The following is a 25941-nucleotide window of genomic DNA, read 5'->3' as shown; positions in this document are numbered from 1 at the left end:
ACGAAACGTCGTCATGGAGGTGAAGCCATGAGTGCTACGGGTATTCAGGTTTTCGACAAAACCCTGCAGATCACCAATACCTGGCTGGACGATCTCATGGAGGACCACGGACCGGACCGTCAGCTTGCTTGGCACATGCTGGGTGCGGTGCTGCACACGCTGCGGGACAGGTTGCAACCCGATCTCGCCGCCCACCTATCGGCACAGTTGCCGCTCCTGGTAAGAGGCGCCTATTACGACCAGTACGAACCTTCGAAACAGCCCACCCGCTCGCGGTCCCTGGATGAGTTTCTCTCCCAGGTGAACGAGGAACTTTCCTTCTCTCGCCCGGTGGATACGAAGGAGGCGGTACGCTCCGTATTCCGAGTGCTCTCCCATTACATCGATCCGGGCGAAGTCCGCAAAGTTCGGGCCGCCCTGCCGCAGGACGTGCAGGCGCTCTGGCCCGATCCGGAAAAACTACACTGAACTCTACAAGCCAGGGAGAGAATGATGGGCCTCACTCTGATTAGTCCAGCCTTCGCGGATGATACGCCGATACCGGAGAAATACACACGCCTCGGCAGAAACCTCATGCCTCCCCTCAAATGGAGCGGCGCACCGGCCGAGGTGAAAAGCTTCGCCCTCGTCATCGAGGACCCGGACGCGCTGAGCGGCACCTTCCGCCATTGCGGTGTGTTCAACATCCCGCCGAGCTGGAATGAGCTGCCGGAGAGCGCCGATACCGCTCCGGGCGGGGGCCCTCGTTTTTCCAAGAACGATTTCGGCAACGCCCGTTACGACGGCCCCCAACCACCGAAAGGTCATGGCGTCCATCACTATCATTTCCGGCTTGCGGCGCTCGACGTGCCGAAGCTCACCGTACCGGACGCCGCCGGGATAGAGATAATGTGGAAGGAGGCCCGCAAGCACGCGCTTTCCGAAGCGTCACTCACCGGAACATTCGAGGTTCAATAACATTGAAGGCATGCTCGACAATTCAACAAGGGAGGTGTCAGTCATGAAAGTTTCGGAAATCATGTCCCGCGACGTCCAGATCGCGAGCCCTCAGCAGACGATTGCCGAAATCGCCAGGATAATGGCGGATCGGGAAATCGGATTCCTGCCGGTGGGAGACGATGATCGGCTGGTTGGAACGATCACTGACCGCGACATCGTCATCCGCGCCGTCGCCGATGGTCTCGGGGGCGATACGAAGGTACGCGAGGTGATGTCCCGCGACGTCAAGTACTGCTTCGAGGACGAGGATGTCGATGAGGTCGCTCATAACATGGGCGATATCCAGGTCCGGCGCCTTCCGGTCGTCAGCCGGGAGAAGCGGTTGACCGGCGTCGTTTCCATAGGCGACGCGGCACTCGCTGAAACCGCTGCCGCCGGCATGGGCCTGAAAGAGGTCGCCCGGCCCGGCGGAGCGCATGCGCATTGATGCACTGACGGCAGCCATCCTGACCGCCGATGGAAATGGCCGGGGAGCATATCCCCGGCCATGCATCACTTAGTTCGACTGCCAGCTTTTCACGAGCTCGTCGTAGTTGACCGTGATCGGCTTTTCCTTTTCGTTCTCGATCTTGAGCTGCGGCGCGAGGTTGCCTTTCGCGACCGCATCCTTGTTCCAGTATTCAAGATCGTGCTCTTCCGCGAGCTTCGGTCCGATATCGCCCTGTACGCCCGCCCGTTCGAGACGCTGAAGGACCTTTTCCTGCTCTTCGCAGAGCGAGTCCATGGCCTCCTGCGGGGTTTTCGCACCCGATGACGCATCACCGATCGCCTGCCACCAAAGCTGAGCGAGCTTTGGATAATCCGGCACGTTGGTACCGGTCGGCGACCATTGGACGCGCGCCGGCGAGCGATAGAACTCGATCAGGCCTCCGAGCTTCGGCGCCCGGTCGGTGAAGCTCTGGTGCCGGATCGTGCTTTCGCGGATGAGCGTCAGCCCGACATGGCTTTTCTTCACGTCCACGGTCTTCGACGTGACGAACTGAGCGTAGAGCCAGGCCGCCTTGGCGCGGTCGACGGGTGTCGACTTCAGGATCGTCCACGAGCCCACATCCTGATAGCCGAGCTTCATGCCGTCCTTCCAGTAAACTCCGTGGGGCGAAGGCGCAAAGCGCCATTTCGGCGTGTTGTCCTCGTTGACGACCGGAAGCCCTTCCTTGACCATGTCCGCGGTAAAGGCCGTGTACATGAACATCTGCTGGGCGATCTCGCCCTGGGCCGGGACGGGACCGGATTCGGAGAAGGTCATGCCCTGGGCCGATGCCGGCGCATAGGCCTTCATCCAATCGAGATATTTCTGGATGGCATAGACGGAAGCGGGACCGTTCGTGTCGCCGCCACGCGCCACGCAGGAGCCGACAGGACGCGATTTCTCGTCCACCTTGATGCCCCACTCATCGACGGGCAAGCCGTTCGGCAGGCCCTTGTCGCCATTGCCGGCCATCGACAGCCAGGCATCGGTGAAACGCCAGCCGAGCGAGGGGTCCTTCTTGCCGTAGTCCATGTGTCCATAGACCTTCTTGCCGTCGATCTCGCGCCCGGTAAAGAATTCGGCGATATCCTCGTAAGCCGACCAGTTGACCGGCACGCCGAGGTCATAGCCGTACTTGGCCTTGAAATCCGCCTTGTTCTTCTCGTCGTTGAACCAGTCGTAACGGAACCAGTAAAGGTTCGCGAACTGCTGGTCGGGAAGCTGGTAGAGATCTCCATCCGGTGCTGTCGTGAACTTCAGGCCGATAAAGTCCTGAAGATCGAGCCCGGGATTGGTGACGTCCTTGCCCTCGTTCGCCATCCAGTCCGTCAGGCTGCGCGCCTGCTGGTAGCGCCAATGCGTGCCGATCAGGTCGGAATCGTTGACATAGGCGTCATAGACGTTCTCGCCGGACTGCATCTGCGTCTGCAGCTTTTCGACCACGTCGCCTTCGCCGATGAGATCGTGCGTTATCCGGATGCCAGTGATGGCCGTGAAGGCCGGCGCCAGCACCTTGGATTCGTATTCATGCGTGGTGATGGTTTCCGAAACGACCTTGATGTCCATGCCCGCCAAGGGTTTGGCGACGTCGATGAACCATTGCATTTCCTGTTCCTGTTCGGCGCGGGAAAGCGCCGACATGTCGCCGACTTCCTTGTCCAGGAACTGCTTGGCTTCCTCCATGCCGGCGAAAGCCGAGCCGGTCATTGCCAGCAGCATGGCTGCCGTCGTTGTCATAAGATGCCGTCGCATAGCTAAACCTCCCAGTTTGCGAGTGCATTTCTTTAGGCCGGTCGCCGGAGCAGTTCCGGCAGCCGCATTGGCTTTGCCTCATACGAAGCGGAATACGCCGATCGCGTAGACCACCGACAGGGCGAGAGCCCACCACAGGCTGGGTCCTCCCAGACCCAGCCATGCGAGATGAATGAACGCCGCTCCGAGCAGGGACACGAACAGCCGGTCGCCGCGCGTCGTCTCGAAGCGTAATATACCGATACGCGGCGCCCCGCCGGGCCGTGCATATTCCCAGACGCCCATCAGCGCGAGCAGTGCGAATATGGTGAGAAAGAACATGGCCGTCGGAAACGACCAGGCCATCCACCCACCGGGCACCAGCGGCGCGAACCAGTCCCGCTCGCCGTCCTCGACCGGCAGGGACATGGCAAGCGATACGGCGGCAAGGCCGTAGACGAGAAGGACTGCGACAAGGACAAGGGGCCAGCGCCTGTTGCGATTGGGTATCGTGGCCATCACACCCTCCCCAGGGCGAAGCCCTTGGCGATGTAGTTGCGGACGAAGTAGATCACCAGCGCACCGGGGATGATGGTGAGCACGCCGGCTGCAGCCAGCACTCCCCAGTCGAGCCCCGAAGCGGAGACCGTCCGCGTCATGGTCGCGGAGATCGGCTTGGCGTCGGTGGTCGTCAGCGTGCGGGCGATGAGGAGTTCCACCCAGGAGAACATGAAGCAGAAGAAGGCCGCCACCCCGATGCCGGAGGCAATCAGCGGCATGAAGATCTTCACGAAGAACCTCGGGAAGGAATAGCCGTCGATATAGGCCGTCTCGTCGATCTCCTTCGGCACGCCCGACATGAAGCCTTCGAGAATCCAGACCGCCAGCGGCACGTTGAACAGGCAATGAGCGATCGCGACCGCGATATGGGTATCGATCAGTCCGAAGGCGGAATAGAGCTGGAAGAAGGGTAGAGCGAAAACCGCGGGTGGCGCCATGCGGTTGGTAAGCAGCCAGAAGAACAGGTGCTTGTCGCCGAGAAAGCGATAGCGAGAGAAGGCATAGGCCGCCGGCAGGGCCGCCAGAACCGAGATGACCGTGTTCATCACCACATAGATGATGGAATTGATATAGCCGTTATACCAGGAGGGATCGGTGAAGATCACCCGGTAATTCCGAAGCGTAGGGTTCTGCGGCCAGAGCGAGAAGGCGCCGAGGATTTCCGAGTTCTCTTTGAAGCTCATATTGATGAGCCAGTAGATCGGCAGGATCAGGAAGATGATGTATATCGTCGGGATCAGAAAGCCGAAGCGGCTGCGGGTTTCCGTGTTCATCGCCCCTCCTCAGCCTCTCTCGGCATCGCCCTGCGTCATGACGGTGTAGAACACCCATGACAGCAGCAGGATTATCAGGAAGTAGACGATCGACATTGCCGCCGCCGGCCCGAGGTCGAATTGCCCGACCGCCATCTTCACCAGATCGATGGAGAGGAAGGTGGTCGAATTGCCCGGCCCGCCGCCGGTGACGACGAAGGGCTCGGTGTAGATCATGAAACTGTCCATGAACCGCAGCAGCACGGCAATCAGCAGCACCCTCTTCATTTTCGGCAACTGGATGAAACGGAACACCGACCAGCGCGAGGCCCCGTCGATCTTGGCCGCCTGGTAGTAGGCATCCGGGATGGAGACGAGACCGGCATAGCACAGCAGCACCACGAGGCTCGTCCAGTGCCAGACATCCATGACGATGATCGTCGCCCAGGCATCGAACGCATCCTGCGTATAGTTGTAGTCGAAGCCGAGATTGTTCATCGTCCGGCCGAGGAGGCCGATATCGACGCGGCCGAAAACCTGCCAGATGGTGCCGACGACGTTCCACGGAATGAGCAGCGGCAACGCCATCAGCACCAGGCAGACAGGGACCCCCCAGCCCCTTTTCGGCATGTTGAGAGCAATCAGGATTCCGAGCGGGACTTCGATCAGCAGAATGACGAGGGAGAAGATGAGGTTGCGGCCAAGCGCATCCCAGAAGCGGTCGGATTCCAGAACATCGGTGAACCAGTCGGTCCCCGCCCAGAAGAACTCGTTGTTTCCGAACGTATCCTGCACCGAATAGTTGACGACCGTCATCAGCGGGATCACCGCCGAGAAAGCCACCAGCAGCAGCACCGGCAGCACCATGAACCAGGCCTTGTTGTTCCAGGTCTTGTCCATCTCAGCTCTCCATTCCGACGCGCCAGGAATCGGCGAAGATGCCGATCGCGTCACGCCTGAACGTCACACGCGGCTCGGCCGGTATGATCCGGCCCTCCGGAATGACGATCGACAGCGCGTGACCGCAGAAGGTGGCGCGCACGATCTTCTGCCGTCCGATATCCTCGACCTTGTTGATGGTGACCGGCATGCCCACACGATCGAGCTCGATGAACTCCGGCCGAATTCCAAGCTCCAGCCTGCTGGCGCCATCGATCTTCGGGGCCCCTGAAAGCAGTATCGCCTGATCCCCCACGGTAACCTTCGCCCCTTCGACCGCGACGGGCATCAGGTTCATCCCCGGCGAGCCGATAAAATAACCGACGAAGGTGTGGCGAGGTCGCTCGAACAGCTCTGCCGGCGTGCCGATCTGAACGATCTGCCCATCATGCATGACGACGACCTTGTCGGCGAAGGTGAGTGCCTCCGTCTGGTCATGCGTGACATAGACCATGGTGAAGCCGGATTGCCGATGCAGCCGCTTGAGCTGCGAGCGCAGCACCCATTTCATGTGCGGATCGATGACCGTCAGCGGCTCGTCGAAAAGGATGGCGTTGACATCCGCCCGCACCAGCCCGCGGCCAAGGGAGATCTTCTGCTTCTGGTCGGCGGTCAGTCTTTGCGCCCTCCGCCCCGCCATTCCCGCAAGATCGGTCATTTCGAGAATTTCGGCGACGCGCTGCTTCACCTCCGCCTCGGGCACATGGCGGTTGCGGAGCGGGAAGGCGAGATTGTCGAACACCGACATGGTGTCGTAGACGACGGGAAACTGGAAGACCTGCGCGATATTGCGCTCCTGCGTCGAAAGACCGGTGACGTCGGCGCCGTTGAACAGGATGCGTCCCTCCGAGGGCTGCAGAAGCCCGGAAATGATGTTGAGAAGGGTCGTCTTGCCGCAACCGGAAGGGCCAAGCAGCGCATAGGCGCCGCCGTCGTCCCACTCGTGATGGACCTCTTTGAGAGCGTATTCTCCCACCGCGGCAGCCTTCGCGCTGTAGGCATGGCGGATATGTTCGAGGTTGATGCGTGCCATGACCGCCCCTATTCCTGCCGCGCGAGCGCCAGCGAGCGCCCCGTCTGCTGGTCGAATGCCATCAGATGCGACGTGTCGATATGGACGTCGATCGGTTGGTCCGGATCGATGTTTTGGATGCCGGATGTCAGCATGACCCATCGCGCGCCGGCAAAATCGAGATGGATGAAGCTTTCCGAACCGGCGATCTCCGAAACGAGCGTGCGCGCCGAGAGCCGTGTCGTCGCCCCGTTCTCAGGCTCGAGGAGGAGATGATGCGGCTGTATCGCCACCGTGACCGGCCCCTCCGGAATACCCTGGAGATGCTCCGGCACCGGAATGGCGATCCGCTCGTCGAGGAGGAACCGGTCCCCGGATCGAATAAGATCGATCGTGTTGAGGGGAGGGTCGGAGAAGGTCCGGGCGGTGATGAGATCAATGGGCTCGCGATAAACCCGGATCGTCTCGCTGAACTGCGTCACCCGGCCTTCGCTCAAGGTGGCGGTATTGCCGCCGAGGAGAAGCGCTTCCGAAGGCTCGGTCGTCGCATAGACGAAGATGGCGCCGGACGCCGCGAAGATCTTCGGCAGTTCCTCGCGCAGTTCCTCCCGAAGCTTGTAGTCGAGATTGGCGAGTGGTTCGTCGAGCAATACCAGATTGGCATTCTTGACGAGCGCGCGGGCAAGCGCGGTCCGTTGCTGCTGGCCGCCGGAGAGGTTGAGGGGAGTGCGGTCGAGATAGGGTGTGAGCCGCAGGAGGTCCGCGGCCTTTCTCACTTCCCGGTCGAGGGTTGCGGCATACTTGCCGGCGATGCGCATTGGCGAGGCGATGTTCTCGTAAACCGTCAGCGCCGGATAGTTGATGAACTGCTGATAGACCATCGCGATGTTGCGCTTCTGCACCGGCACGCCGGTCACATCCTCCCCATCGAAGAAGATCGCGCCGCTGGTCGGCTTGTCGAGGCCGGCCATCAGCCGCATGAGCGATGTCTTTCCGGAGAGGGTCGGCCCGAGCAGCACGTTCAGTGTTCCGTGCCGCAATGTCAGATCGGTCGGGCGAATGTGGTATTCGCCGCCCACCATCTTCGAAACGTTACGCAGTTCGAGCATCTATCCCTCGGGCCTCCTCCAACCCTCGGTGTTCTGGCATGGAGATGGGGCGCGCTCTAAGCGGCGCGCCGAACCCCCGCCATGTATTCCTCTAATCCCGCGGCCTCCTCCGCCGACAGGAACAATCCCTGCTTGGTGCGACGCCAGAGGACATCCTCCGCCGTCTGCGCCCATTCGTTCTTCATGAGCCAGCGCACTTCGGCCTCATGGAGCGTACCACCAAAATTGCGGCCGAGCGCCGTTATTGTCGTCGCCGAACCGAGGAGGTCCGCAGCCCTCGTGCCGTAGCAACGGACGAGCCGCTCTGCGTAGGCCTCCTCGACGAATGGATATGACGCCCGCAACGATTTTACCTGCGCGGGATAACCATCCACCGGAAATTCGCCGCCAGGCAGCCGGCTCGTCGCCGTCCATGGGGCTCCCTTCGCGCCGATCGCCTCGGCGATCCGCTCCAGCGCATGTTCCGCAAGCCGGCGATAGGTGGTGAGTTTTCCGCCGAAGACGTTGAGCAGCGGAGCGCCTTCGCCCTCGTCGAGCTTCAGGACATAATCGCGGGTGGCCTCCTGCGCCTTCGAGGCTCCGTCGTCATAAAGGGGGCGGACCGCCGAATAGCTCCAGACGATATCCTCCGGCCTCACCGGTTCGGAGAAATACTCACTCGCCGCATCGCAGAGATAACGGATTTCCTCCTCGCTGATCTTCGCATCCTTCGGGTCTCCGACATAGTCTCGGTCGGTCGTGCCGATAAGGGTGAAATCCCGTTCGTAAGGAATGGCGAAGATGATGCGGTTGTCCGGGTTCTGGAAGAAATAGGCGCGCGCATCGTCGAATTTCCGGCGCACGACGATATGGCTGCCCTGAACAAGCCTCACATTGTGAACGCCATTGCGGCCGAAGGCGCCCGTCAGGACCTGATCGACCCACGGGCCGGAGGCATTGACCAGCATGCGCGCCTGATGAACGTTGACCGTGCCACTCGCGCCGTCCTTTACCGAGATCGACCAGAGACCGCCTTCACGGCGCGCGGAAACGACCTTGCTGCGCGTAAGCACCGTTGCCCCGCGGTCGGCCGCATCGCGGGCATTCAGCACCACCATCCGCGCATCGTCGACCCAGCCGTCGGAATATTCGAACGCCTTGCCGAAGACGGGCTTCAACGGCCGGCCGGCGGGATCGCGCCGCAGATCGAGTGTGCGCGTCGGCGGCAGCAGCTTGCGCCCGCCGAGGTGATCGTAAAGGAAAAGCCCGAGCCGGATCAGCCATGCCGGACGAATGCCGCCTTTCTGGTAGGGCAGCACGAACCGCAGCGGCCAGATCACGTGCGGCGCCATGGCCCAGAGCACCTCCCGCTCCATCAGGGCCTCGCGCACCAGGCGGAATTCATAATGTTCAAGATAGCGCAAGCCGCCGTGAATGAGCTTGGTGGCTCCCGAGGAGGTGCCAGACGCGAAATCGTTCATTTCCGCCAGGGCGACGGCATAGCCGCGTCCCGCGGCGTCGCGGGCTATCCCGCAGCCGTTGATGCCGCCGCCAATGACAAAAACATCGTAAACCGAAGACGCCACAATCCCTCCCTTCACACCAGTCGGGCGCGAAAGCGAAACTGACATCCATTAGAAACGAAAGAATACGAATGTCAATCGAACCTTCGAACTACGCTTCGTGAACCTTGCCCGTTTCAACCAAGGCGACGTTATTCTCGGCGCAAACGCGTCTTATGGAGCTGACGGGACAATGGTCCGTAATAAAGGTATTGACCTGTGAGATGCGGCCGATGCGGACCGGGGCGGTCCTTTCGAACTTGGTGGAATCGGCCACGAGGATGACATGCCGTGCATTGGCGATGATGGCCTGTGCGACTTTCACTTCGCGGAAATCGAAATCCAGGAGCGATCCGTCCGTGTCGATCGCCGAGACGCCGATCACCGCATAATCCACCTTGAACTGGCGGATGAAATCGACCGCCGCTTCCCCCACGATACCGCCATCCGACCCTCGAACCACCCCGCCGGTAATGACCACTTCGATCGAGGGAACCGGCCGCAAACGATTGGCAACGTTGATATTATTGGTAATGACCATCATCTCGTGATGATTGGCGAGCGCCTCCCCCACCGCTTCCGTGGTCGTGCCGATATTGATGAAGAGCGATGTGTTGTTGGGGATCAGACCGGCTGCCGCAGCACCGATCGCCTGCTTTTCCGGGGCGGCGATCTGCCGGCGCGCTTCGTATTGCATATTCTCCGTGCCGCTCGGGAAAACGGCGCCCCCATGGATGCGGTTGAGAACCTGCCCCTCACACATCTCGTTGAGATCCTTGCGGATCGTTTGCGGCGTTACGGAGAACCGGGTGGCAAGATCCTCGACGATGACACGGCCGCTGGTCTTTGCGAGTTCGAGGATCTCCATCTGCCGATGCGTGAGATACATGCCGGGCTTTCATTATGGTTTCGGGATTTTCGTATTCTGCATGATGCTGCAAAATATCGAAACCATCCAGAGCGGATTTGGAAATTTCCGCATCGGGCAGCCGACGCGATCAAAAACCAGGCCGGATTTCCAGGGAATTCATGATCGAGGAAAGCGCAAACAGGCTCAGGAATCCCGCCGCAACGACGCGGAAAAGGCCTTGACGACGCAATATGACCGCCCGAGCCGGCGGGCGCGAAAGGATCGCGGCGACCAGAAAATACCAGGACAAATTGGCGAGGCAGATGACAAGCGCCAGCATGAAGACCATGGCAGGTGTTCGCAGTTCGAACCAGGGGCCGGCAAACATGCTCGCCGCGAAGGCCGGCGTAAACGGCGATGACATGGCGGTCATGGCGCCGGCAACGACCAACGCGCGCGACGAACCCTTGCAATCACACGGCCGGCTTGCCGGGCAAAGGGGCATCCTGATCATGGCTACCGCCATGCATAGAAGCACGACCGCGCCGGCCTGCTGCAGGAGAACCGGGGGCACGGTGGAAAGCAGGCTCCCGCTCGCCAGTCCCAGCAATGCGACCACGCCACCCGTTCCTGCACCGATGCCGAGGATGAAAGGCAAGGTCCGGCCGATCCCATGAAATGCCGCCAGGCTGCCGGTCGCCAGCATGATCGAGCCCGGCGTCACCATGACAAGTGCGTAGGCGATCAGAAATTGGAACATGGCGCTCGACGGCGCGATTGACATGACGCTGCCTCCACGGTGCCCGAGGACCCGGCCCTTACCCGCATTTTCGGTTGTCCCCGCCGGGTCCCGCCGGGCATCGCAAGCCAACCATGGGTCCCACACTTGCGCATCAGCCGTTTGGAGGAGAAATTACGGAGCTATCCGGCCCTCGCAGCAACCTGAACAAGAGCAGATAGGGCAGGGATGGAGGCCGATCATGAGCAGCCGACTGCCCGAGCATCAGTTCTCCGAGCTGATCGGAATGATTTACGACTGCACCCTCGACCCATCCCGATGGGAAGCGACGATCGCTGCCATCAAGGACGTGTTCCAGGGAGAATCGATCATTCTTTCGCTCAACGATTTACGCACCGACCGTCTCCTGATCGACAAGAGCGTCGGCTGGACCCCGGAATGGCGGCAGCGCCGCGACCGGCATCTGGCGGAAATCCATGCGCGGCTTTCGGAATGGTTGGCGGTGTCGCCTTCCCTCGACACGCCTTTCATCGCCTCCCGCCACCTGTCGCAGGAACACTTGGCCAACTCCGCCTACATGAAGGAAGTACTGGGTCCGCTCGGAATCGCGGATGTAATGCATATTTTTCTGATGCAGACACCGACGCATGTTTCCGAACTCGTCGTCATGCATCATCAAAGCTATGGCGTCGCCACCGAACGGGAGATCGAACTCGCAGCGCTTCTTCTGCCGCATCTGAGACGGGCGGTGACGATCAGCCGGGTTCTCGAGGCCAAAGAAATCGAGAGCATTCATCTCGCCGGAGCGCTCGATGCTCTCGACTGCGGCGTCGTGCTGACCGACAGAAACGGAGCCATCCTTTATCCGAACCGCACGGCCGAGAAGATGCTGCGCAAGGGCAATACACTGCAGGATATCGGCGGCGTTCTGAGAGCGCGCAATCCTGCCGCTTCGCGGGAACTAAGAACAGCCATAAAGCTGGCGGCGGAGGATGAGACGGCAATCGGCGCGACCGGCCTTGCCGTGCACCTCAATGCGCCGAGCGAACAGCCGATCGTCGCCCATGTGCTGCCGATGGCCGGCAGCGACCGGCGCAGGGACGTACAACCGGACGCCGTCGCTGCGATCTTCATCGGCACGCCGCCGGATGAAGGAACCGCTGCCGACACGCTTGCCAGAACGTTTCAGCTCACCCGGGCGGAAAAGCGTCTTCTCGTGAGCCTTCTCTCCGGGCAGACGCTTGCGGAAGCCGCGCAGTGTCTCGATATCGCCCCGAGCACTGCGAAGACGCATCTCGCCAGCATCTTCTCAAAAACCGGCGCCTCTCGACAGGCCGAACTGATGCGACTTGCGATGCAGGTGCTGCCACCTGCCAGATCGCCGTAATGACTGACCCGCGGGTGGCAATTTTCTGTCCGAAGCTCTTTGCGTTCCTCACGCCGGCAACGGCTGCACCTGCGTTGCTCCGCCGGTGAGCGAGCTTTCCAGCGCCGCGACGCCGCAGAGCACCGACATGGCACCCGCGCGTGAACCGGCGCGCTGGCGCAGGCGATCGTTCGACCCCGGTTTGAAGATCATGTCGCGCATGCGGTTGTCGCCGCCATAATGCCCGCCGGGTTCGTGCGGCACCCAGATGCGTTCCACGCCGCCGCCGAAACTCTTGACCAGCAGGATCTCGTCGGCGGGCGGCTCGGTCCAGGGCTGCTTCTCGTATTGCCGCATCTCAATGCGGCCGCGATGGCCGTTGAAGGCGATATGGTGGCCCTCGATCGGCATATAGGTGTTGAGCGAATAGGAGACCTGCACGCCGCTGGCATAGCGGATCGAGGCCGTCATCGTATCGGGAATGTCGATCTCCTCGCGGAAGACGCAGGCGTCCCGGAAATAGCCGTCCACCTCGGAGGGCTCCTCATAGAGCGTATCGAGAAAGGGATCGGCCGAGAGGTCGAAATAGTAATCGCATTCTCCCTTGTGCGGACAGGTGCGACAGCGCTCTCCGCGGAACGGGCCGTTGCGGCCGTAATGCAGCAATTGGCCGAAACCCTTCACCTCCACCGGATCGGAATCCAGAAACCAGTTGAGCAGATCGAAGTGATGGGTGGCCTTGTGCACGAAGAGGCTGCCGGACCGGCCGGTGAAAGCGTGCCAGCGGCGGAAGTAATCGGCACCGTGCTGATTGTCGAGATACCAGTGGAAGTCGACGGACGTGACCTTTCCGATAGCTCCCTCGTCGATCAGCTCCTTGATGCGGGCAGCCGTCGGCGAGAAGCGGTAATTGAAGGAGACGTCGACACGGCGCCCGGTGCGGGCCTCCGCCTCGCGAATGCGGGCGATCTTTTCCGGCGTAGTCGCCATCGGCTTTTCGCTGATGACGTCGGCGCCGGCCTCGAGCGCCCGCACGATGATGTCGTCATGCGTGTCGTCCGGCGTGCAGACGATCGCGAGGTCCGGCTTCAGTTCGGCCATCATGCGGTCGAAATCGTCATAGAGCGGGGCGGACGAGCCAATCATCGCGCGCGCGCGCTCCGCCCGCATCAGGTTTACGTCGCAGATGCCGACCAGCTCCACGAACTCGTCCCATCCCGCCAAAAGGTCGCGCCCCCACATGGTCGTGCCGCGATTGCCGGTGCCGACCAGAACATAGCGCTTTCGCTTGTGAACCTTGGACATGCCGCTTCTCTCTCCCTCGAAATCACTCAACAGACCTGACGGCCCCTCCAAGATCGTCTTCAGCACCTTATCGACCGAGCGCCAGTACGCTGCATGACGGAGTCTCCTCGAGACAAGCCAGCTTCCTGGCCACGCGCCGCCTCTCTCGCATCATGTAACCGTTTGGTTATTTGTGAATAGCAAGGGCGGTTCCTGTCAAGACTATTTTGCTGCACGGTTACCGCCGTCATGCGGGGCGTGAAAGGGAGCAAGCCTTGCCGCAATGCTGCGGCAGGTAGCCTTTCGTAACAGCTTGAGACTACGGGACTATCGCGGCCTGACGCTCGCGAGAACCGTATCGGCGATATGTTGGCCCCATCGATCGAGCTCGCTCGGCGCGACCAGATCGCGCTGAAAGATCGTCGACAGGGTGAAGCGGTTCGAAAGATAGAAGCAGCTCAGCGACGCGATCGTCAGATAGACCTCGATGGGATCGAGATCGCCGCGGAATTCCCCGCTTTCCGCGCCGCGTCGAAGCACGTCCGCAAGCTCGGAAATGAAGTTGGAGTGCAGCTCCAATATGCTTTCCGATCGGCGAAGATAGCGCGCCTGATTGAGGTTTTCGGTCGCCAGGATACTCAGGAACTCGGGATGATCCAGAAAATAATGCCAGGTGAAGAGAGCCAGCTCCCGCAGGCCTTCGCCGGGTGCCCGCCTCGTCAGGTCGAGACGATGTTCCGCATGGCGGATGTGCCGGTAGGCATCCTCCAGAACCGCGAGATAGAGCGCATCCTTGTCACCGAAATAGTGATAGATCATTCGCTTGTTGGTGCCTGCCCGGCGCGCCACGACATCCACCCGGGCACCGGCCAATCCCTTGGCCGCCACCTCTCGGCGCGCCGCTTCCAGAATGGCGGCACGCGTGCGTTCCGGATTGCGCGATTGTGTCGCCTTCACCCGGCGCGATTCTTCTTTGCCGACGGCTTCACTCATTCCGATGCAGCTTCGCTCTTGCCCTAAATCTTGCCTGCGGCGGCCGCTTGACAATGACGTTGATCAGTGTTCCCATGTAACCAATTAGTTATAAAACGGCAATAGTCGTTTGCTCTCATCATCAATTGGCATCAACACGGGAGGGTTTGCCAATGTCCATGATGTTACACCGACGCAGCGTGCTTTCCGGAGGTTTGGCGGCCCTTTCACTGGCCACGCTTGGCGGCGGTTCCGCGCTGGCGCAGGCAGCCCGGCTGCGTATGCTCTGGTGGGGCTCTCAGGAACGAGCCGATCGAACCAACAAGGCCATCGCAGCCTACAAGGAGGTCAAGCCCGATCTTACCATAGACGGGGAGTTCGCCGGCTGGAGCGATTACTGGCCACGGCTCGCCACACAGGTCGCGGGACGCAACGCCCCGGACCTGATCCAGATGGATTATCGTTACATCTTCGAATATGCGCGGCGCGGCGCGATCGCACCTCTCGACGATCATCTCGGCAAAGGCCTCCAGATCGAGGACTTCGGCCAGATGAACATCGATTCCGGACGGGTGGACGGCAAGCTCTACGGCATCAATCTCGGCGTCAACTCGAGCGCGGTGTTCTTCGATGCCGCCGCCTGGGAAAAATCCGGCGCCACGCCTCCCGCCATGGGCCAGACCTGGGAGGAATTTGCCGAGAACGCCACCAAGATGAGCGAGAACAAGCCGAAGCCCGGCTATTTCGCCACGGCCGATTCCAGCGGCCTCGAACCGAGCTTCGAGAACTGGCTGCGTCAGAACAAGAAATCGCTTTATACGCCTGACGGAGGCCTCGGCTACGAGCCGAAGGATGCTGCCGATTGGTTCACCATGTGGAGCAAGATGCGTGAAGCCGGCGCCTGCGTTCCCGCCGATGTCCAGGCGCTCGATCAGCTGAACATCGAGACCAATCCGCTGACGATGGGCAAGGCCGCGACCGCGTTTGCCCATTCCAACCAGTTCGTCGGCTATCAAGCGCTCAACAAGGCGAAGCTCTCCGTCACGTCCTATCCGAAGATCAGCAAGGATGCGCCATCCGGCCATTACCTCAAGCCGTCCATGCTGATGAGCGTCGCCAGCGGAAGCCAGGGGATCGAGGCAGCGGTCGGCTTCATCAACTTCCTCGTCGCCGATCCGAAGGGCATCGACATACTCGGCGTCGAGCGCGGCGTTCCGGCCTCGGCCTCCATGCGCGACCAGTTGACCCCGAAGCTCGACGAGGTCAGCCAGAGCATGGTGAAGTTCATCGCCGATATCACTCCGGAGGTCGGCGATCTTCCGCCTGCCCCGCCGCCTGGCGCCGGTGAACTCGCCTTCGTGCTGACCCGCACCAGTCAGGAAGTAGCCTTCGGAAATCTGACGCCCGCGGAAGGCGGCGAACGCCTCGTCAAGGAAGCCGAAACCGTTCTCAAACGGAAGTAGGATTCATGGCCTTCCGCTCCGATACCCTTGTTGAGGGGAGCCGCGCTGCGGCTCTCCCGAGAAAGGGAGCCATGCGACGCATCTTCGATCGCAATATCCACGCCTATGTTTTTCTGCTGCCATGGCTGATCGGCTTCTTCGGCCTGACGCTCGGCCCGGCGCTTGCATCGCTCTATCTCTCCTTCACCAATTACGACCTCCTGCAATCGCCGGATTGGGTGGGTGCGGCCAATTACGTGCGCATCGCCACCGCCGATCCGAAGTTCGCGGCCTCGATGAAGGTCACTTTCCTCTACGTCCTGCTTTCGGTGCCGCTGAAGCTCGCCTTCGCGCTTCTGATCGCCATGGCCTTCAACCGCGGCATCAAGGGATTGACCCTCTACCGCGCCATTTTCTATCTGCCCTCGCTGCTCGGCTCGAGCGTGGCGATCGCGGTTCTCTGGCGCCAGCTCTTCGCCTCGGACGGACTCGTCAACATGGCCCTCTGGCAACTCTTCGGATACGAGGGCCCGAGCTGGATCTCCAATCCCAACTATTCGCTCTACACGCTGGTCATCCTGTCGATCTGGCAGTTCGGCTCACCGATGATCATCTTCCTGGCTGGGCTTCGCCAGATTCCCGCCGATATGTATGAGGCCGCCGAAATCGACGGCGCAAGCAAGCAGCGGCAGTTCTTCCGCATCACCCTGCCGCTGCTGACGCCGGTCATCTTCTTCAACGCCGTGATCCAGACGATCGAGGCCTTCAAGGCGTTCACGCCGGCCTTCATTATTTCCGAAGGCACCGGTGGCCCGATCAATTCGACCTTGTTCTACACGCTCTATCTCTACCAGGAGGCTTTCGGTTTCTTCCGCATGGGCTATGCCTCGGCGCTCGCCTGGGTACTCGTCGTCATCATCTCGCTATTCACCGCCTTCTCATTCCTGAGCGCGCGCTATTGGGTGCATTACGATGACTGATGCCGTTACCTCCTCCCGCCCATCTTTGGGTGGCCAGCGTTCACCGATCCGATCGGTTCTTCTGCATGGCGCGCTGATCCTCTTTTCGCTCGCCATGCTCTACCCGATCCTCTGGATGATATCGGGATCGCTGAGGCCGCAGGAGGAATTGTTCGGCTCTTCCTCGCTGATCCCCTCCTCGGTGGATCTCGGTGGATATGTCCGCGGCTGGACCGGACTGCGGGTAAGCTTCGGTCAGTTCTTCTGGAACTCGCTGTTCATCGCGGTGCTGGCGACGATCGGTAATGTCGTCGGTTGTTCACTCGCGGCCTTCGCCTTCGCCAGGCTGCGTTTCGGAGGCCGGAACTTCTGGTTCGCGCTGATGCTCGGCACGCTGATGCTGCCCTATCACGTGGTTCTCATTCCCCAGTACATCCTTTTTCTCGAGCTCGGCTGGGTGAACACATCACTGCCGCTCATCGTGCCGAAATACTTGGCGACCGACGCTTTCTTCATCTTCCTGATGGTGCAGTTCTTCCGCGGCATTCCGCGCGAACTCGACGAAGCGGCAGTGATGGACGGCTGTAGCCCCTTCCGCATCTACTGGAAGATCATGCTGCCGCTGTCGCTGCCGGTGCTGGCGACGGCCGCGATATTCTCCTTCATCTGGACCTGGGACGATTTCTTCGGACCGCTCATCTATCTGAACGACATCAACACCTACACCGTCCAGCTCGGCCTGCGCTCCTTCGTGGATTCGACCGGCAGTTCCGACTGGACGGCGCTCTTTGCCATGTCCAATCTCTCTCTCGTCCCCGTCTTTCTGTTCTTCCTCTTCTTCCAGCGCCTTCTGATCGAAGGCATCGCCACCACCGGTATGAAACGCTGATAACCAAGGTGCGTCTATGAAACCTGTTCGCTTTGCCGTCGTCGGCATCAATCACAATCATATCTACGGCCAGGTGAACTGCCTTCTGAACGCCGGTGCCGAATTCGCCGGCTTCCATGCGAAGGAAGATGACCTCGTCACCGAGTTCGCCGCCAAATATGCCGGAGTGCCGCGTGTCGATGACGAACCGCGCCTGATCGAAGATCCCTCGATCGACCTCGTCGTCAGCGCCGCCATTCCGGGCGACCGGGCCGGCATCACCCTTGCGGCCATGCGCGCCGGAAAAGACGTCATGGTCGACAAGCCCGGCATGGTGACGCTCGAACAGCTCGCCGAATTGCGGAAGGTGCAGGCGGAGACCGGCCGGATCTACTCGGTACTCTATTCTGAGCATTTCGAAAATCGCGCCACGGTGAAGGCTGGCGAGCTGGTCGCAGCCGGTGCCATCGGCAAGGTCGTCTCCACAGCAGGCTTCGGGCCGCATCGCATGCGTCCCAAAACCCGGCCTTCCTGGTTCTTCGAACGTGAACGCTATGGCGGCATCCTGGTCGACATTGCCTCCCACCAATGCGAACAGTTCCTGTTTTTCACCGGCTCGGAGACGGCCGAAATCCTCTCGGCGCGGGTGGCGAACCGGGCGCATCAGCAATGGCCGGGCGTCCAGGACAGCGGCGACATCCATCTGGCGACGGCCGACGCGAACGGTTTCATCCGCGTCGACTGGTTCACGCCGGAAGGCCTGCCCGTCTGGGGTGACGGGCGCCTGTTCATCACCGGCACGGAAGGCATGATCGAGCTCAGGAAATATGTCGATGTGGCCGGCAGGCCAGGCGGTGACCATCTCTTTTTGACCGACGCCAAGGGCGTCACCCATATCGACTGCTCCGATACGCCGTTGCCTTATGGAGCCCAGCTTCTCTCAGACATCCGAAATCGCACCGAAACCGCCATGCCGCAGGCCCGCTGCTTCGCAGCCATGGAAATCGCACTGAAAGCACAGGCGCTCGCCGAAGGCAGGACCGATGCCTAAGCGCTACAAGGTCGGCATCATCGGCTGCGGTATCGGCCGGCTGCATATGGTCGAGGGCTATCTTCCTCACCCCGACAAGTTCGAGGTCGTGGCGCTATGTGACCTTGACGAGACGCGGCTGAATGTCATGGCCGACGAATTTTCCGTCCCTCGCCGGATCCGGTCTTCGGACGAGCTGATCGCCATGCCGGATATCGACATCATCGACATCTGCACGCCTCCGGCGATCCATACCGCGCTTATCCTGCAGGCGCTTGCCGCCGGCAAGCATGTCGTCTGCGAAAAGCCGCTCACCGGCTCGCTTGCCGAGGTCGACGAGGTGATCCGTGCCGAAGAGAAGGCAGCCGGCATCCTGATGCCGATCTTTCAATACCGCTACGGCGACGGCGTTGCCCAGGCCCGCCGCATCATCGAAAGCGGGCTTGCCGGAAAACTCTACGTTGCGACTGCCGAGACGCTATGGAAGCGCGATGCCGTCTACTACGACAATCCCTGGCGCGGGCGCTGGGCGACCGAGCTTGGCGGCGTGTTGATGACCCACGCGATCCATCTGCATGACATGATTACCTATCTGCTTGGTCCGGTTCAGAGGGTATTCGCCCGCACTGCCACGCGGGTCAACTCGATCGAGGTCGAGGACTGCGTTTCCGCAAGCCTCCTGATGCAGGACGGCGGCCTCGTCTCGGTAACCGCGACGCTCGGCTCGCAGGAAGAAATAAGCCGGCTCAGGGTCGCGTTTGAAAATGTCACCTTCGAAAGCACCCATGGAGCCTATTCGCCCGGCGACGGTCCTTGGCGGATCATTCCTGCGAATGCGGAGATCGGCGCCAAAATTGACAAATTGCTGAGCGGGTTGCCGCCGGTCAGCCGTCGGTTCAGCGGCCAGATGGAAGCTTTCCACCATGCCCTTGAAACCGGCGCGCGACCGCCGGTGACCAGCATCGACGCACGTCGGTCGCTGGAGCTGGTGACCGCGATCTATCATTCAAGTGACACTGGCGCCGATGTCGCGCTGCCGATTGCGGCGGGGCACCCGAAATACACGAGTTGGCGCCCCTAGGTCGATCGCGGCTTGGCCGGAAGGGCGAGATGGAGGAGTTTCAATGGCAGGCAGCATAGCGCTCGAGAATATCGTCAAGCGGTTCGGGGCATTGACGATCATTCACGGGATCGACCTGCAGATAGAGGCGGGCGAGTTCGTCGTCTTCGTCGGGCCTTCGGGCTGCGGCAAGTCCACGCTTCTGCGCATGATCGCCGGACTGGAAGAGATTTCCGGTGGAGAGCTGCGCATCGACGGCGAAAGGGTCAACGAAACGGCTGCTTCCAAGCGCGGCATCGCCATGGTGTTCCAGTCCTATGCGCTCTACCCGCACATGAGTGTCTACAAGAATCTCGCTTTCGGGCTGGAGACGGCCGGCTACAGGAAGCAGGAAGTCCAAACGCGCGTTAATCGGGCGGCCGAGACCCTGCAGATCACGGCGCTTCTCAACCGCAAGCCGAAGGCCTTGTCCGGTGGCCAGCGTCAGCGTGTCGCGATCGGACGCGCCATCGTGCGCGAACCCAGGATCTTTCTTTTCGACGAGCCGCTTTCGAACCTCGACGCAGAACTGCGCGTGCAGATGCGCGTCGAGATCGCCAAGCTCCACCAGACGCTCGGCAGCACGATGATCTACGTGACGCATGACCAGGTGGAGGCCATGACCATGGCCGATAAGATCGTCGTCCTGCGCGAAGGCCGTATCATGCAGGTCGGTCGCCCGCTCGATCTTTACAACAATCCGGCCAACCAATTCGTCGCGGGCTTCATAGGCTCGCCGAAGATGAATTTCCTAGACGCCAGGTTATTAGAGAAGGATTCTTCCCGCCGTACGATCGAAGTCGCAGAGCAGGAAATCGTTCTCGACCGAGCCCTGTCGACAAAGGATGATGCCCCCCTTTCCTTTGGTCTGCGGCCGGAGCATTTGAGTATTGCGGGAGGTGGCGTCTCACTGGGTACTTGGATTGTTCAGCTCGTGGAGCACCTTGGAGGCTCTACGGTTGTCTATGCCGGCAAGCAGAGCGGCGAAAGCGTGACGCTTGTGCTGGATGGCCAGCGTGGGGTTCGGATCGGGGAGAGTATCCCGCTCGGTTTTGACCCCTCGTCCCTTCATCTTTTTGGCGCGGACGGCCAAAGGTTATAGACGGAATTTGAGATACCGTGGGCAGCCGGGATGGGACGGGAGCGGGCACCTACCGGACGGGGATGTGCGATAGCCTTCACATCCATTTTTGCTTTATCCGAAGGAGGTTGCTGGGGTGGTCGCCTTTTGGGCGAGGACGGATTGCGGCAGTTGCTGGTTAGTCGGCGCGCGGCGGTGTCGCGGAACGCAAGAAGTCCGCGCTGGCGGGCTATTTTCGGCTATTGTTGGATACTGTAGCGTAGGAATTGGTAACGGGTTGAGGCTTTTTCCCGTTGGTTGGGGAATTGTTTCGCCGGATCAGCTTCCTTTCCTCCTCACTCTTCGGGTTATGAGCCTAACGCGGTGAGACCGATAGGCAATCGATGCGGTGGATCGATTGCCGGTCGAACGGGCTGCTCCACGATGATGGAGCGCACGTTTTCAGGTTTGGGAGAATAAGGACTTGGTTGCGGGGGCAGGATTTGAACCTGCGGCCTTCAGGTTATGGTCCGCAGGACGAGGAGCTACCATCGCCAGCGAAGATGAAGTCTTCGCGCCAGCGATCGATAACAAGAGATTTCAGGAGGACTTGGTTGCGGGGGCAGGATTTGAACCTGCGGCCTTCAGGTTATGGTCCGCAGGACGAGGAGCTACCATCGCCAGCGAAGATGAAGTCTTCGCGCCAGCGATCGATAACAAGAGATTTCAGGAGGACTTGGTTGCGGGGGCAGGATTTGAACCTGCGGCCTTCAGGTTATGGTCCGCAGGACGAGGAGCTACCATCGCCAGCGAAGATGAAGTCTTCGCGCCAGCGATCGATAACAAGAGATTTCAGGAGGACTTGGTTGCGGGGGCAGGATTTGAACCTGCGGCCTTCAGGTTATGGTCCGCAGGACGAGGAGCTACCATCGCCAGCGAAGATGAAGTCTTCGCGCCAGCGATCGATAACAAGAGATTTCAGGAGGACTTGGTTGCGGGGGCAGGATTTGAACCTGCGGCCTTCAGGTTATGGTCCGCAGGACGAGGAGCTACCATCGCCAGCGAAGATGAAGTCTTCGCGCCAGCGATCGATAACAAGAGATTTCAGGAGGACTTGGTTGCGGGGGCAGGATTTGAACCTGCGGCCTTCAGGTTATGAGCCTGACGAGCTACCGGGCTGCTCCACCCCGCGTCACCAAGAATACGGGCAATTGTGCCCGGGAGCGAAGTCAGGCTTGCCTGACGAGGTGAGACCGATAAGCGATCGATCCGGTGGATCGATTGCCGGTCGAACGGGCTGCTCCGAGCCTGCTCACCGCGATACGGTTTTGATAAATCCGCATCATCATGCGCTTTGAACGGCGAAGGGCCGCTTTTTGGCGGCCCCATTGATCGGCTTGAGGGCCGTCGGTTTCGTGTTGAGAAGATTGTTATCCATCCTTGGATGGCATTGCCTTTAATAGACCTGGCAGCGACCTACTCTCCCGCGTCTTGAGACGAAGTACCATTGGCGCTGGGGCGTTTCACGGCCGTGTTCGGAATGGGAACGGGTGCAGCCACCCCGCAATGACCACCAGGTCGATTAAGGGCAATGTTGTTTTGAGAAGCTGGTTCACTCCGACAGTGATTGGTCGGTCGTGATTGGTTTTGAACACGTCTTTGGTTGTGAGGTCGGCAGGAATAGCGCAGTAAACTCGCTCTACTCACTATTGCCTATTCACTGCTCACTGGCGCCTTTGGGCGCCCTGATGAGCATTGTCAATGAGAACGATCAAGCCGATCGGGCGATTAGTACCGGTAAGCTTCATGCATTGCTGCACGTCCACACCCGGCCTATCAACGTGGTCGTCTTCCACGGCCCTGATAGGGAACACTCGTTTTCAGGTGGGTTTCCCGCTTAGATGCCTTCAGCGGTTATCCCTTCCATATATAGCTACCCTGCTATGCCCTTGGCAGGACAACAGGTCCACCAGAGATATGTCCATCCCGGTCCTCTCGTACTAGGGACAGATCCTGTCAATATTCCTACACCCACGGCAGATAGGGACCGAACTGTCTCACGACGTTCTGAACCCAGCTCACGTACCGCTTTAATTGGCGAACAGCCAAACCCTTGGGACCTGCTCCAGCCCCAGGATGCGATGAGCCGACATCGAGGTGCCAAACAACCCCGTCGATATGGACTCTTGGGGGTCATCAGCCTGTTATCCCCGGCGTACCTTTTATCCGTTGAGCGATGGCCCTTCCACGCGGGACCACCGGATCACTATGACCGACTTTCGTCTCTGCTCGACTTGTCAGTCTCGCAGTCAGGCGGGCTTATGCCATTGCACTCGACGACCGATTTCCGACCGGTCTGAGCCCACCATCGCGCGCCTCCGTTACTCTTTCGGAGGCGACCGCCCCAGTCAAACTACCCACCATACACTGTCCCGGATCCGGCTATACGGACCGCGGTTAGACATCCATGACGATAAGGGTGGTATTTCAAGGATGGCTCCACGAAGACTGGCGTCCCCGCTTCAAAGCCTACCACCTATCCTACACATGCCGACACGAATGCCAGTGTAAAGCTATAGTAAAGGTGCACGGGGTCTTTCCGTCTGACCGCAGGAACCCCGCATCTTCACGGGGAATTCAATTTCACTGAGTCTATGTTGGAGACAGCGGGGAAGTCGTTACGCCATTCGTGCAGGTCGGAACTTACCCGACAAGGAATTTCGCTACCTTAGGACCGTTATAGTTACGGCCGCCGTTTACTGGGGCTTCAGTTCAGAGCTTGCACCCCTCCCTTTAACCTTCCAGCACCGGGCAGGCGTCAGACCCTATACGTCGTCTTTCGACTTCGCAGAGCCCTGTGTTTTTGATAAACAGTCGCTACCCCCTGGTCTGTGCCACCCCTTCCTACTTGCGTAAAAAGGGGTCACGCTTCTTCCGAAGTTACGCGTGCAATTTGCCGAGTTCCTTCAACATAGTTCTCTCAAGCGCCTTGGTATACTCTACCTGACCACCTGTGTCGGTTTCGGGTACGGTCTATACGGTGGAGCTATTTCCTGGAACCGCCCCGCTGCCCACCCAATCCAATAAGGATGAACAACTTTCGCGATCCGTCACTACCACCAGGCCCACGAATATTAACGTGGTTCCCATCGACTACGCATGTCTGCCTCGTCTTAGGGGCCGGCTAACCCTGCTCAGATTAACTTTAAGCAGGAACCCTTGGTCTTTCGGCGAGAGGGTCTCTCACCCTCTTTATCGTTACTCATGTCAACATTCGCACTTCCGATATCTCCAGCAGCCCTCACGGGTCCGCCTTCACAGACTTACGGAACGCTCCGCTACCACGTGTGCAAGCACACATCCTCAGCTTCGGTGCATGGCTTCAGCCCCGTTACATTTTCGGCGCAAAGACCCTTATTTAGACCAGTGAGCTGTTACGCTTTCTTTAAATGATGGCTGCTTCTAAGCCAACATCCTGGTTGTTTTGGGATCCTCACATCCTTTCCCACTTAGCCATGACTTGGGGACCTTAGCTGGAGGTCAGGGTTGTTGCCCTTTTCACGACGGACGTTAGCACCCGCCGTGTGTCTGCCGACTAGTACTCCCCGGTATTCGGAGTTTGGTTAGGATCAGTAAGACGGTGAGTCCCCATAGCCCATCCAGTGCTCTACCCCCGGGGGTATTCGGTCGACGCTCTACCTAAATAGATTTCGCGGAGAACCAGCTATTTCCGAGTTTGATTGGCCTTTCACCCCTAGCCACAAGTCATCCCAATCTATTGCAACAGATGCGGGTTCGGTCCTCCAGTTGGTGTTACCCAACCTTCAACCTGCTCATGGCTAGATCACTCGGTTTCGGGTCTAATGCAACTAACTATATCGCCCTGTTCAGACTCGCTTTCGCTGCGCCTACACCTACCGGCTTAAGCTTGCTAGTTACACTAAGTCGTTGACCCATTATACAAAAGGTACGCCGTCAGGCTTGCGCCCTCCGACTGTTTGTAGGCATCCGGTTTCAGGTTCTATTTCACTCCCCTTGTCGGGGTGCTTTTCACCTTTCCCTCACGGTACTTGTTCGCTATCGGTCATGCACGAGTACTTAGGCTTGGAGAGTGGTCTCCCCATGTTCAGACAGGATTTCTCGTGTCCCGCCCTACTCAAGGACAATGAGTGTTCTACGTCTACGGGGCTATCACCCGCTACGGCCGCCTTTTCCAAAGCGTTCGACTTTATTCCTCATTGCCACTGGCCTGGTCCGCGTTCGCTCGCCACTACTTGCGGAGTCTCGGTTGATGTCCTTTCCTGCAGGTACTTAGATGTTTCAGTTCCCTGCGTTCGCTTCTTACACCCTATTTTATTCAGGTGCAGATACCTTATCACAATGCTTGGAAACCTAAGCCGTACCGAAGCACGACTTAAATTTTCCAAGCATTTAAGGTGGGTTGCCCCATTCGGAGATCCATGGATCAAAGCTCATTCGCAGCTCCCCACGGCTTATCGCAGCGTATCACGTCCTTCTTCGCCTGTGCATGCCAAGGCATCCACCAAATGCCCTTACGACACTTAATCGTTCTCATTGCCAATGCTCATCATTTACTGGATTTGGTCAGCCTGTCCTTCTCGCTTGCGCTCGAAGGGCGACCAAATCTGACAATACGGTCTAGTTTCCTATGCCGCTCGCCAGCCAGAGACAGGGCTACCTTTTACAACCCCACCATCTCATGATGCCATCGACGTGTTCGATAGATCTGCTTTATTGGAGCTACGCCGAGCAGCTCGCTTGCAGTCTATCTTAAGACCAGCTTCTCGAGATCAAATCCGGGACCGCGCGGTCAGGCAACGGCCATCCGATGTTCCATCAGAGATCTTTTCGCTCACGCGCGTCCGGACCTTTCGGTCCTCGCTCCGCGGGGGCGCCAAACGATTGGCGACGGCCTATCGGCCTACCCAAACATCTGGTCAACAATTGAACATCCAGAGTGACAAGCTTCCTTCCTACCTCCAATCCCTCGCCAGTCTCGGGTCGGCTAGACCCTCGAAAGGTTCACTGGGAAAGGTTTCGGACGTCAGGGCCTAAACCCCGACACCTGGAAGCCTCCAGATCAATCTTCTCTTCACGATTTTTGCAGAACAGGCATGCGCTTCATCGAAGCGATGCAA

21 protein-coding genes, 1 tRNA gene and 2 rRNA genes are annotated in these 25941 nt (G+C 59.7%); 10 read left to right on the top strand and 14 right to left on the bottom strand.

Annotation, left to right across the window (positions count from 1 at the left end; all coding sequences use genetic code 11):
* Positions 1-27: 27 nt before the first annotated feature.
* Genes ACE04I_RS00135 through ACE04I_RS00125 form a run of 3 tightly spaced genes read left to right on the top strand, consistent with a single transcriptional unit; the run spans position 28 to position 1426 of the window.
* The gene (locus ACE04I_RS00135) at positions 28-468 is read left to right on the top strand and encodes a DUF2267 domain-containing protein (RefSeq protein ID WP_487206269.1); all 441 of its coding nucleotides are present in this window, start codon (positions 28-30) and stop codon (positions 466-468) included.
* A 24-nt stretch (positions 469-492) separates the two neighbouring features.
* Positions 493-957 (top strand): YbhB/YbcL family Raf kinase inhibitor-like protein, encoded by a 465-nt coding sequence (locus ACE04I_RS00130; protein WP_487206422.1) that lies wholly within the window; start codon positions 493-495, stop codon positions 955-957.
* 43 nt (positions 958-1000) lie between these two features.
* Positions 1001-1426 (top strand): CBS domain-containing protein, encoded by a 426-nt coding sequence (locus ACE04I_RS00125; protein WP_046796106.1) that lies wholly within the window; start codon positions 1001-1003, stop codon positions 1424-1426.
* A 69-nt stretch (positions 1427-1495) separates the two neighbouring features.
* Here the strand turns inward: ACE04I_RS00125 and ACE04I_RS00120 are convergent, their stop codons facing one another.
* From ACE04I_RS00120 to ACE04I_RS00080, 9 genes are all read right to left on the bottom strand, one after another.
* Positions 1496-3220: an ABC transporter substrate-binding protein gene (locus ACE04I_RS00120; protein WP_487206268.1), complete on the bottom strand. Its 1725-nt coding sequence runs from the start codon at positions 3218-3220 to the stop codon at positions 1496-1498.
* 78 nt (positions 3221-3298) lie between these two features.
* Complete coding sequence (locus ACE04I_RS00115) at positions 3299-3718, bottom strand: DUF2160 domain-containing protein (RefSeq protein WP_082118431.1); 420 nt, start codon at positions 3716-3718, stop codon at positions 3299-3301.
* Positions 3718-4533 carry a carbohydrate ABC transporter permease gene (locus ACE04I_RS00110; RefSeq protein ID WP_487206267.1) on the bottom strand — a complete coding sequence of 272 codons (816 nt, stop codon included), beginning with the start codon at positions 4531-4533 and terminating at the stop codon, positions 3718-3720. Before ACE04I_RS00110 ends, ACE04I_RS00115 begins: the two co-directional genes overlap by 1 nt.
* Positions 4534-4542: 9 nt before the next feature.
* Positions 4543-5412: a carbohydrate ABC transporter permease gene (locus ACE04I_RS00105; protein WP_046796103.1), complete on the bottom strand. Its 870-nt coding sequence runs from the start codon at positions 5410-5412 to the stop codon at positions 4543-4545.
* 1 nt (position 5413) lies between these two features.
* Positions 5414-6484 carry an ABC transporter ATP-binding protein gene (locus tag ACE04I_RS00100; protein WP_487206266.1) on the bottom strand — a complete coding sequence of 357 codons (1071 nt, stop codon included), beginning with the start codon at positions 6482-6484 and terminating at the stop codon, positions 5414-5416.
* Positions 6485-6492: 8 nt separating this feature from the next.
* A complete protein-coding gene (locus ACE04I_RS00095; protein WP_487206265.1) occupies positions 6493-7572 on the bottom strand; it encodes an ABC transporter ATP-binding protein in 1080 nt (359 codons plus the stop codon).
* 56 nt (positions 7573-7628) lie between these two features.
* Entirely contained in the window at positions 7629-9137 is a 1509-nt protein-coding gene (locus ACE04I_RS00090; RefSeq protein ID WP_487206264.1) for a glycerol-3-phosphate dehydrogenase, read from the bottom strand.
* Between the two features lie 88 nt (positions 9138-9225).
* The gene (locus tag ACE04I_RS00085; RefSeq protein ID WP_487206263.1) at positions 9226-10002 is read right to left on the bottom strand and encodes a DeoR/GlpR family DNA-binding transcription regulator; all 777 of its coding nucleotides are present in this window, start codon (positions 10000-10002) and stop codon (positions 9226-9228) included.
* Between the two features lie 109 nt (positions 10003-10111).
* Positions 10112-10747 (bottom strand): LysE family translocator, encoded by a 636-nt coding sequence (locus tag ACE04I_RS00080; RefSeq protein ID WP_487206262.1) that lies wholly within the window; start codon positions 10745-10747, stop codon positions 10112-10114.
* A 196-nt stretch (positions 10748-10943) separates the two neighbouring features.
* Between ACE04I_RS00080 and ACE04I_RS00075 the strand changes: the two genes are divergently transcribed.
* The gene (locus ACE04I_RS00075) at positions 10944-12089 is read left to right on the top strand and encodes a helix-turn-helix transcriptional regulator (RefSeq protein WP_487206261.1); all 1146 of its coding nucleotides are present in this window, start codon (positions 10944-10946) and stop codon (positions 12087-12089) included.
* A 48-nt stretch (positions 12090-12137) separates the two neighbouring features.
* On the opposite strand, the gene ACE04I_RS00070 is transcribed toward ACE04I_RS00075, so the two are convergent.
* Together ACE04I_RS00070 and ACE04I_RS00065 are read right to left on the bottom strand one after the other, a co-directional pair.
* Positions 12138-13373 (bottom strand): Gfo/Idh/MocA family protein, encoded by a 1236-nt coding sequence (locus ACE04I_RS00070; RefSeq protein ID WP_487206260.1) that lies wholly within the window; start codon positions 13371-13373, stop codon positions 12138-12140.
* 306 nt (positions 13374-13679) lie between these two features.
* Entirely contained in the window at positions 13680-14345 is a 666-nt protein-coding gene (locus ACE04I_RS00065) for a TetR/AcrR family transcriptional regulator (RefSeq protein WP_046796096.1), read from the bottom strand.
* A gap of 152 nt (positions 14346-14497) precedes the next feature.
* On the opposite strand from ACE04I_RS00065, the gene ACE04I_RS00060 reads away from it, so the two are divergent.
* From ACE04I_RS00060 to ACE04I_RS00035, 6 genes are all read left to right on the top strand, one after another.
* Entirely contained in the window at positions 14498-15787 is a 1290-nt protein-coding gene (locus tag ACE04I_RS00060; RefSeq protein WP_487206259.1) for an ABC transporter substrate-binding protein, read from the top strand.
* 71 nt (positions 15788-15858) lie between these two features.
* Complete coding sequence (locus ACE04I_RS00055) at positions 15859-16746, top strand: carbohydrate ABC transporter permease (protein ID WP_137326780.1); 888 nt, start codon at positions 15859-15861, stop codon at positions 16744-16746.
* On the top strand, positions 16739-17614 hold the full coding sequence (locus ACE04I_RS00050) for a carbohydrate ABC transporter permease (protein ID WP_487206258.1): 876 nt from the start codon (positions 16739-16741) through the stop codon (positions 17612-17614). The genes ACE04I_RS00055 and ACE04I_RS00050 overlap by 8 nt, the downstream gene beginning before the upstream one ends.
* A 16-nt stretch (positions 17615-17630) precedes the next feature.
* On the top strand, positions 17631-18644 hold the full coding sequence (locus ACE04I_RS00045) for a Gfo/Idh/MocA family protein (protein ID WP_487206257.1): 1014 nt from the start codon (positions 17631-17633) through the stop codon (positions 18642-18644).
* Positions 18637-19704, top strand: a complete 1068-nt coding sequence (locus ACE04I_RS00040) for a Gfo/Idh/MocA family protein (protein ID WP_487206256.1) — start codon at positions 18637-18639, stop codon at positions 19702-19704. Before ACE04I_RS00045 ends, ACE04I_RS00040 begins: the two co-directional genes overlap by 8 nt.
* A gap of 43 nt (positions 19705-19747) precedes the next feature.
* Positions 19748-20824 (top strand): ABC transporter ATP-binding protein, encoded by a 1077-nt coding sequence (locus ACE04I_RS00035; RefSeq protein WP_487206255.1) that lies wholly within the window; start codon positions 19748-19750, stop codon positions 20822-20824.
* 1073 nt (positions 20825-21897) lie between these two features.
* Here the strand turns inward: ACE04I_RS00035 and ACE04I_RS00030 are convergent.
* The 3 genes from ACE04I_RS00030 to ACE04I_RS00020 form a co-directional block, all read right to left on the bottom strand.
* A tRNA-Met gene (locus tag ACE04I_RS00030) sits at positions 21898-21974 on the bottom strand.
* A gap of 271 nt (positions 21975-22245) precedes the next feature.
* A 5S ribosomal RNA gene (gene rrf, locus ACE04I_RS00025) occupies positions 22246-22360 on the bottom strand.
* A 189-nt stretch (positions 22361-22549) separates the two neighbouring features.
* Positions 22550-25350 (bottom strand): 23S ribosomal RNA (locus tag ACE04I_RS00020).
* Positions 25351-25941: the final 591 nt, after the last annotated feature.

Source organism: Rhizobium moroccans (assembly GCF_057559155.1).
This window is presented reverse-complemented; position numbering and strand designations above follow the sequence as displayed.